Below are 6244 nucleotides of genomic sequence, written 5' to 3' on the forward strand. Positions count from 1 at the left end.
TGTTTAAACGCCTATTCCGCGTTTTCCTCCAAATCCGATATTGCGACAAGCGCGTTTTGAGCCAGCACATGATTGGCATCAGCGGCTACCGCACGCTCAAAATAATTTTTGGCGATGACAATATCGCCTTGCCAAGCCAAATACACCGCCCCCAAATTGTAGAGCGCATCCGCATCGTCAGGTTTTAGCGCCAGCACACGCTCCAATTGAATTTCCGCTTCTTCGTAAAGCCCTTCCTTAGCAAGCGCAATCCCGTACTGGAAAACACTTTCCGCGTCTTTCGGATTCAACTCCGTACTGCGAAGCAAATAAGCAAGTGCAAGCGAATTTTGGTCGGCATTTACAAAACTAATTCCGAGCATGAAAAACACATCCGCATTTTCCATGCCTTGGCTGATGGCATTTTCAAAAGCCTGAATCGCTTCCCCGTAACGTTCCAACTCAAAGTATAGCGTCCCTAAACTATAATACGCCGCAGGAACTGTTGCATCTAAATCAGTAGCACGTTTAAAAAACAATTCCGCCCGCTCAAAATCATCCATCGAAAGGAGTACATTACCAAAATTAATATAGCCAACCGGATCAGTCGGGTGCTCCTCAATGACCTCCGTAAACATTTGAACAGCCTCTTCCAATTTCCCTTGCTGCATAAACTCAATACCTTGCTGATTTTTATCCATTTTATATCTCCTTCTAGTTCACAGAATTTTGAAGCCAATTCGTAATCGCTTCTGCTGTTTCAGCCGTCTGCTTTGCCGCAGAAATGCTCGCATCATGGTCTCCACTTTGTTTCCCGTATGAACCAAACTGCGCATGATTTCCGCCGTTTATGTTAAGAAAAGTCGCTTCATTTGATAAGTACTTTTTATTTTCCTCAAACTTTTTAAAGTTCAAAACGCCATCATTAGAAGCCGTTATCGATAAAACAGGCAAACCGCTTTGTTTTAAAGAACCTTTTTTATCTGGATAACTCGCCAAGAAAAATACGCCGCGTAAATCAGACGCATGCTCATGGGCAAACCTAGCCGCCATCACGCCGCCAAGTGAATGACCACCAATTACAAACTGTTCATCGGCATTTTCATTCATAATCGCCTCCGCCTTATTTTTTCCAAATACCGCGAGGTCTAAAGGCATTTCAACGACATACGTTTTATATCCAGAATCGGCAAGCTCTTTCGCAAGCGGCGCATAACTAAGTGCATTCACAAAAGCGCCTGGATACAAAATCACGCTTGTTTTCGCCTGTTCCTTTTTCGGTTCAAAAATGAGCGTATTGTTTTCCTCAAACACATTAACGGCCTGGGTAGGATTAGCCGCCTCTTCAGCCACTTCATTTGGCGCTGTATTAAAATAAAAATAGCCCCATATGGCGAGAAGCACGACAATGACCACACTTGAAAAACCAATTATCTTTTTCATAATCACCCTCATTTCATACGTTCGCTTCATATTTTACCATATTTTCGCCAAAAAATAACGAGATGCACATAAAAAACAGGAAAGCCGCTTAACTTGCAACTTTCCCGTTCAAAATTCTATTTTAGCCAACATAATCCAATTGTTCGTCCGCTTTCCAAACCGTATCAATCGTGGCGCCACCTATACATTCTTCACCGTCATAGAAAACGACCGCTTGCCCCGGCGTAATCGCCCGAACTGGTTCATCAAATACCACTTCAGCTGTTCCGTCCGCACGTAAATGTACCGTTACACCAGAATCCACTTGACGATATCGGAATTTCGCCGTACACGTAAAATGCTGTTCTTTCGGTTTGTTGGAAGTAAAAGAAACGTCCGTTGCGATTAATGAATTCGAGTATAAACTTTCGTGATGAAAACCTTGTTCAACGAAAAGGACATTTTCCGATAAGTCTTTCCCCACTACAAACCAAGCTTCACCGTCACCACCAATACCTAAACCGTGACGCTGACCAATCGTATAATACATCAAGCCATCATGTTTTCCCATCTTTTTCCCAGCGAGCGTCTTCATCTCACCCGGCTTTGCAGGCAAATACTCGCTCAAAAACTGCTTGAAATTACGTTCACCAATAAAACAAATCCCCGTGGAATCCTTTTTATTCGCCGTCGCAAGACCTGCTTTTTGCGCAATTTCACGTACTTCGCTTTTCTCCATTTCACCAAGCGGAAACATCACATGTGACAACTGTTCTTGTGATAATTGGTTCAAAAAGTAAGTTTGATCTTTATTATTATCCACGCCGCGCAGCAACTTCACTTCGCCGTCCTCGCGACTAATCCGCGCGTAATGTCCCGTCGCCACAAAATCCGCACCAAGACTTTCCGCATGTTCTAAAAACGCCTTGAATTTGATTTCCTTGTTGCACATCACATCCGGGTTTGGTGTTCTACCGAGCTTGTATTCCTCTAAGAAATACGTAAACACCTTATCCCAATATTCCTTCTCAAAATTAACCGCGTAATACGGGATACCAATTTGATTCGCGACGCGAATGACATCTTCAAAATCTTCCGTTGCCGTGCAGACACCAAATTCATCCGTATCATCCCAGTTTTTCATAAAAATACCAATGACGTCATATCCTTGTTTTTTCAGCAAATACGCTGTTACCGAGGAGTCAACACCGCCTGACATCCCCACCACAACACGTATATCTTTGTTTTCTTTTTTCGTCACGCCTTTTGCTCCTTCCGTTTAGCTAAGCGGTTTACAACATCCGTTATCTTGCTCGCTGCAAGCACCACTTCTTCATATGTGTTCCCAAGGCCAAAACTGATTCGTACCGTCTCCGTTACACCTGGATGATTCTCGCCAAAAATCGCAACGAGCACATGTGACGGGTCCACTGTTCCCGCCGTACAAGCTGAACCACTCGACACCGCAACACCTGCCATATCAAGGTTCATCAAGAGCTGCTCCACCTGCACACCGTGAAAACGCACGCTTAAAATATGTGGTAAACTTGTTCCCGCTGAACCATTCACTTCAAAAGCCAGTTCATTTTGGGAGAAAATTTCAACCATAGTCGACTTGAATTCCTCGTATTCTGCTACTTTTTCCGTCCGGTTTGCCGCCATTAATTCGCTTGCCTTCGCAAAGCCCGCAATGCCAGCCAAATTCTCCGTCCCAGAACGGCGCGCGCGTTCCTGTTCGCCCCCGTGAAATGGAAATTCAACCACTGTACCTTGTTTGACGTAGAGGAAGCCGACACCGCGTGGCCCGTTAATTTTATGTGCAGAAGCCGAGAGTAAATCCACGCCAAGGGCACTCACATCAATTGGAACAAGCCCAAACGCCTGAACCGCGTCCGTATGAAACACCGCCTGATGCTCTTTAAGCAGTTCCGCAATTTCCGCAATCGGCTGAATGGCACCCATTTCATTATTGCCATACATAATCGTCACTAAAATTGTATCCTCACGCAGCGCCGCCTGAACATCAGCTACGCGCACAAGACCATCTTCCCCCACCGGTAAATAGGTCACCGAAAAACCAAGACTTTCGAGATAAACGCATGATTTTAAGACCGCATGGTGTTCAATTTGCGACGTAATAATATGTTTGCCCCGCTCTTTTGAAGCAAGCGCCGTTCCAATGACAGCCGTATTATCGCTTTCCGTTCCACCACTCGTAAAAATGATTTCTCGCTCACTCGCACCAATTTGATTCGCAATTTTCGCGCGCGACTCATCAAGCGTTTTGCGTGCAGAACGCCCCGCATAGTGAACACTCGACGGATTCCCGTAATCATTTGTCAAAACACCGAGCATCGCCTGAACGACTTCAGGGTGAACCGGGCTCGTTGCCGCATGGTCTAGATAAATTTTATTTTCCATAGCGTATCTCTTCCTTTTTTCGGCATAACGCCTTTAATCGATTCCTATTGTAACAACTATTTCTAGCGAAAGCAACCTGACTTCCTTACAAATAGTTAGTGTCTAAAAAGCAAAAAGAAACCCCAATCGTACCGTTTGGAGTCCCTCCCTTTGAACCTGCTTAAAAACAGGTGGGTGCTCTGTCAGGCGGTTTGCAAGTCCTCGTGTGAAGGCATTTGCGCCGCGTCTGAACACCGAGCTCCCAAGGTAATCATAATTGTTCGGTTCAAAAATATATGGCACTGTAACGAATACATTAGGGTTTCTTTTATTATCCTTAGAATAGCATATTCCAAGCAAATTTTCAATTTTAGCGGCTTTAGTTTTTATTTTTACCACTTTTTTTATTCGCATTAATATTGTCATAAACGGCCGCAAAAGCCTGTTCAAATTTTGAATTTTTCTTCGGCTCATAATACTGTTTATTTTTAAGTGCATTCGGCAAATATTGTTGATCCACCCAAGCATTCTCATAATTATGCGGATACTTATAATCAATCGCGCGACCAAGTTTCATAGCACCTGAATAATGTCCATCACGCAAATGATCAGGCACCTCACCGCTCACGCCTTTTCGAATATCTGAAAGCGCCGCATCAATCGCCGTAATAGCTGAATTTGATTTAGGTGATAAACATAGCTCAATAACTGCATTCGCAAGTGGAATACGCGCTTCTGGAAAACCAACCTTTTCAGCTGTTTGAATCGCCGCGAGCGTCCTCGCACAAGCAGCTGGATTCGCCAACCCCACATCTTCATAGGCCATCACAAGAAGTCGTCTTGAAATGCTCACCAAATCTCCCGCTTCAATTAAACGCCCCATGTAATGAAGTGCCGCATTCACATCGCTTCCGCGCACCGACTTTTGAAACGCACTAAGCACATCATAATGCGCATCACCATCTTTATCATGGGCTAAACTTTTTCTTTGTAAACACTCTTCTGCAATCTCAAGCGTCACATAAATTTTTCCTGCATCATTCGGTTCTGATGAGACGACGGCAAGTTCAAGCGCATTTAACGCGCTCCTAACATCTCCACCACTTGCTGTCGCAAAATGCGTCTTCGCATCCGCCGCAAGTTCAACGTCATAATTTCCAAGACCACGTTCCGCATCAGTCAATGCCCTATCTATTGTCTTTTCAATATCGGCTACTGAAAGCGGCTTTAGTTCAAAAATTTGCGTTCTACTGCGAATGGCGGGGTTGATGGCGATATATGGATTGCTCGTTGTCGCCCCAACCAAAATGATTGCGCCACTCTCTAAATGCGGCAAGAGAAAATCTTGTTTCGCTTTATCCAAACGATGCACTTCATCTAGGAGTAAAATCACGGTACCGCTCATTTTCGCTTCTGCTGCCACAACTTCCATGTCTTTTTTATTATTCGTCACCGCGTTTAGCGTCCGAAAAGCATATTTCGTGCTTCCTGCTATCGCGCTTGCAATAGACGTCTTGCCAATGCCCGGCGGCCCGTATAAAATCATCGACGACAGCTGCTTCGCTTTAACCATTCGATATATAATTTTATCTTTTCCTACCAAATGACTTTGTCCTACGATTTCGTCTAAATTTCGCGGTCGCATTCGGTATGCTAAAGGTTGAATCGCCATATACTCTCTTCCTCCTTGAGTTCTGTTTACATTATACCATATGTAGTGACTTCGTTGCGTGCTGTCGGAACTTCCGCTATAATGAATCTATATAAAGTCTAGCGGAATAGTGGAGGTTTAAGCATGAAAATTACAACGAAGGGGCGCTATGGTTTGACAATCGCCCTTGAACTTGCACGTCAAATGGGTACAGGACCAACATCACTACGCAGCATTGCGGAGAAGAAAAATCTATCAGAACATTATTTAGAGCAATTAGTCGGCCCACTTCGAAATGCCGGCATTGTCAAAAGCATTCGCGGCGCACACGGCGGCTATATTTTAAACGCAGAGCCTAGCGAAATTACTGCTGGAGATGTGATTCGTACGCTTGAAGGGCCGATTGTTTTAGTGGAAAGTATGGAAGACGAAGAAGCTGCACAACGCGAACTTTGGACGATTATGCGCGATGCTGTTCGAAATGTTTTAGATAACACCACTTTGGCCGATTTACTTGCCAACGAAAATAAAGATGAACCGCAAGATGGGTATATGTTTTACATTTAAAATTCACCATCATCCTTTTGTCTAAAAAAACAGGCTACTGATTAAATATCAAAATAGCCTGTTTTTTTGCTTGGCATTCCTCTTGTTCTACTTCGCTACTTCTATACGTCGATGCTCCCGCGTTTTAGTTGGGCGATCAATGTGCCTAAATTGGCCACCACTTTATCCGCCTGTTTGTCCAGTGCGAGAACCGCCGCCGCTTTGTTATCACTTAACTGATACTTA

6 protein-coding genes and 1 other RNA gene are annotated in these 6244 nt (G+C 44.2%); 1 reads left to right on the forward strand and 6 read right to left on the reverse strand.

Features of this window, described 5'->3' with window-relative positions; genetic code table 11:
* Positions 1-11: 11 nt before the first annotated feature.
* From CFS60_RS02585 to CFS60_RS02610, 6 genes are all read right to left on the reverse strand, one after another.
* Positions 12-680 (reverse strand): tetratricopeptide repeat protein, encoded by a 669-nt coding sequence (locus tag CFS60_RS02585; protein WP_088815301.1) that lies wholly within the window; start codon positions 678-680, stop codon positions 12-14.
* Positions 681-693: 13 nt separating this feature from the next.
* Entirely contained in the window at positions 694-1422 is a 729-nt protein-coding gene (locus CFS60_RS02590; protein ID WP_088809052.1) for an alpha/beta hydrolase, read from the reverse strand.
* 121 nt (positions 1423-1543) lie between these two features.
* A complete protein-coding gene (gene mnmA, locus CFS60_RS02595) occupies positions 1544-2662 on the reverse strand; it encodes a tRNA 2-thiouridine(34) synthase MnmA (protein ID WP_117584599.1) in 1119 nt (372 codons plus the stop codon).
* On the reverse strand, positions 2659-3822 hold the full coding sequence (locus tag CFS60_RS02600; protein WP_088825156.1) for a cysteine desulfurase family protein: 1164 nt from the start codon (positions 3820-3822) through the stop codon (positions 2659-2661). Before CFS60_RS02600 ends, mnmA begins: the two co-directional genes overlap by 4 nt.
* Before the next feature lie 115 nt (positions 3823-3937).
* A non-coding RNA gene (gene ssrS, locus CFS60_RS02605) (6S RNA) lies at positions 3938-4127 on the reverse strand.
* Positions 4128-4180: 53 nt separating this feature from the next.
* Complete coding sequence (locus CFS60_RS02610) at positions 4181-5473, reverse strand: replication-associated recombination protein A (protein ID WP_088809054.1); 1293 nt, start codon at positions 5471-5473, stop codon at positions 4181-4183.
* 123 nt (positions 5474-5596) lie between these two features.
* Here CFS60_RS02610 and cymR point away from each other — a divergent pair, with 123 nt between their 5' ends.
* Positions 5597-6019, forward strand: coding sequence for a cysteine metabolism transcriptional regulator CymR (cymR, locus tag CFS60_RS02615; RefSeq protein ID WP_088809055.1), 423 nt, complete (start codon positions 5597-5599; stop codon positions 6017-6019).
* The last annotated feature ends 225 nt before the right edge of the window (positions 6020-6244 follow it).

The sequence above is a fragment of the Listeria sp. ILCC792 genome (genome assembly GCF_900186135.1).
Taxonomy (GTDB): domain Bacteria; phylum Bacillota; class Bacilli; order Lactobacillales; family Listeriaceae; genus Listeria; species Listeria goaensis.

Coding starts and splice junctions, on each gene's coding strand:
- CFS60_RS02585 (WP_088815301.1), bottom strand. CDS start 680: ATGGATAAAAATCAGCAAGGTATTGAGTTTATGCAGCAAGGGAAATTG.
- CFS60_RS02590 (WP_088809052.1), bottom strand. CDS start 1,422: ATGAAAAAGATAATTGGTTTTTCAAGTGTGGTCATTGTCGTGCTTCTC.
- CFS60_RS02600 (WP_088825156.1), bottom strand. CDS start 3,822: ATGGAAAATAAAATTTATCTAGACCATGCGGCAACGAGCCCGGTTCAC.
- CFS60_RS02610 (WP_088809054.1), bottom strand. CDS start 5,473: ATGGCGATTCAACCTTTAGCATACCGAATGCGACCGCGAAATTTAGAC.
- cymR (WP_088809055.1), top strand. CDS start 5,597: ATGAAAATTACAACGAAGGGGCGCTATGGTTTGACAATCGCCCTTGAA.